Here is a 2,390-nt window from a genome sequence, read left to right on the forward strand (position 1 = left end):
AAAAAGAGGGGTTTTATGTAGGCTTTTTAATTAATGTATATATAGGAAAAACATTTTTTTTAGATTACATGATTCATAATTTTCCAATTAAATAAAACCTGTCTATTGCTTGTTGTATCTCTTTTAAAAATCCTATATATTTAATCTTCCAGGGGTTGATGAATTAATAATCATACAGTAGTCTGGTGTTAAAATAATCATTTGGTTTATATAATTATGATTCGTGAATAGTATGGAACACGTAGACTTACAGTGTTCTTTTTTTAATTGACAATCTTATTCGTTACATATATATAAATCATTATTTGTATTTATTATATACATAAACGAAGTATTTCTTTCGTTATTGATAAAGGAACAGAGGAGATTTCATGTATGAAAAAAAGAATTGTAATCATAGAAGATGAAGATAATATCCGAGACATATGTAAACGATACTTGGAAAGAGAAGGATATGAAGTATACACCGCTGGAAATGGAGCGGAAGGTTGGAATGTATTTCAGCAATATCAACCAGATTTAATTATTTTAGATTTGATGATGCCGAAAAAAGATGGCTGGGAATTATGTGAGGAAATTCGTCAATACTCTAATGTCCCTATTATTATGTTAACCGCTAGGGGAGAAGAAAGAGATCGAATTTTAGGATTAACAATGGGCGCGGATGATTATGTGACAAAGCCGTTTTCACCTCGTGAATTAGTATTAAGGGTGCAAATTATATTAAGAAGAGGAAATCAAACAACGATACAAGCGAAAGAACCTGTATCAGAAATGATAGAGTTCCTAGATTTGAAGATTGATCCAACGAAAAGACGTGTATTTGTTTGTGGATATGAAATTGAGTTAACGGTGAAAGAATTTGAGGTACTTTATCTAATGGCAAAACATCCAAAACAAGTATTTTCACGATCTCAACTTCTGGAACAGATATGGGATTTTGAGTATGAAGGATGCACAAATGTAGTAACAGTGTTAATGAGTCGTCTACGTGAAAAATTGGAGAAGCATACAACAAAGAACCGTTGGATTCATACAGTTTGGGGTATAGGATATCGCTTTGAGCCAGGTGGAGGAAATGAAATATGAAGTTAAGGTATCAATTGTTATTGATGAATGTATTAAGCACGGGCATCATAGTCATTTCGATCTGGTATAGTGACAGAAGAATGTTACTTACACCGGAACAAACACGGTTATTAATAGGAATTGTGTTGATAGCAATGGTTCTTTCGACAATTATTTACTGGTTAATGACACGTCCTATTATGAGATCGATTCAAAATTTAATTGCATTAACGAAACAATTTAGTGATAGACACTTTGAAACGATGTACATAATCGGAAAAGAACCAGAAGAGTTTAAAGAGTTAGCAACAGCTTTTCAACAAATGGCTAAAAAATTAGAAGAAAGCTTTACGAAGTTAGAGCAAGGAGAAAAAGCACGTACAGAACTAATTGCAAATATTTCTCATGACTTACGGACCCCTATGGCTAGCATTCAATTGATGATAGAAGCGTTACAAGATGGTTTAATTGAAGATCCTAATGTAAAAATGCAATATCTAACGACAATCCTAAACGAAATTCAAAGATTAAGTGGGTTAATTAATAATTTGTTTGAGCTTTCTAAGTTAGAACTTGGACAAGAAGTCTTTCACCCTAGTTTAACACATGTAGACAGCATTCTATTAGAAGTACTAGATTCCCATGCAATCTTATTGAAGGACAAAGATATCCATTTGCAATTGCACGTTTCGGATACATTGCCACGACTTTGGATTATGCCGTGTAAAATCATGCGGGTTATCAGTAATTTGTTACATAATGCAATTCGGCATTCCCCTACATTTGGAACAATCGAGTTAATTGTAGAAGAAAATAAACAGAAACAGCAAGTTACATTCACTTTGCGTGATGAAGGAGAAGGGATTTCTTACGATGATCAATTACGTATATTTGATCGTTTTTTCAGAACAGACCCATCAAGAAGTTCACAATCTGGAGGGTCTGGACTGGGACTAGCCATTGCAAGATCACTAGTTGAAATACACAAAGGAGAAATTGGTGTTCAAGATCGTTCGGATGGGAAACAGGGATGTGAATTTTGGTTTACTCTTCCCGTTACATCAGAGTAGACATTCTAACTTACCTAGAAAGAAAGGGAAATGGCGATAAAGAAATGAAAGCTAACACTTAGTATACTAGGTTATCTAACAATGGCATTGACATTATGATTAGTAATTAATATATCTATAAACGAAAAACCCTTCAGAAAACTTGAAGGGTTTTTCGTTTACATAAGCAACAAAGATATGGATCACACAAATAGAGAAAAAGAATCTTTTATTTCTTTTTTGTTAAACAATCAAAGCAAACGACTATTGGGT

Annotated in this window: 2 protein-coding genes; both read left to right on the forward strand. The window is 33.2% G+C overall.

Annotated features, from left to right (window positions below):
* Positions 1-375: 375 nt before the first annotated feature.
* Entirely contained in the window at positions 376-1,089 is a 714-nt protein-coding gene (locus V7183_RS25040; protein ID WP_335361221.1) for a response regulator transcription factor, read from the forward strand.
* Positions 1,086-2,138 carry a sensor histidine kinase gene (locus tag V7183_RS25045; protein ID WP_335361222.1) on the forward strand — a complete coding sequence of 351 codons (1,053 nt, stop codon included), beginning with the start codon at positions 1,086-1,088 and terminating at the stop codon, positions 2,136-2,138. The genes V7183_RS25040 and V7183_RS25045 overlap by 4 nt, the downstream gene beginning before the upstream one ends.
* Positions 2,139-2,390: the final 252 nt, after the last annotated feature.

The organism is Bacillus sp. JJ1127 (genome assembly GCF_036965845.1).
Lineage (GTDB): Bacteria > Bacillota > Bacilli > Bacillales > Bacillaceae_G > Bacillus_A.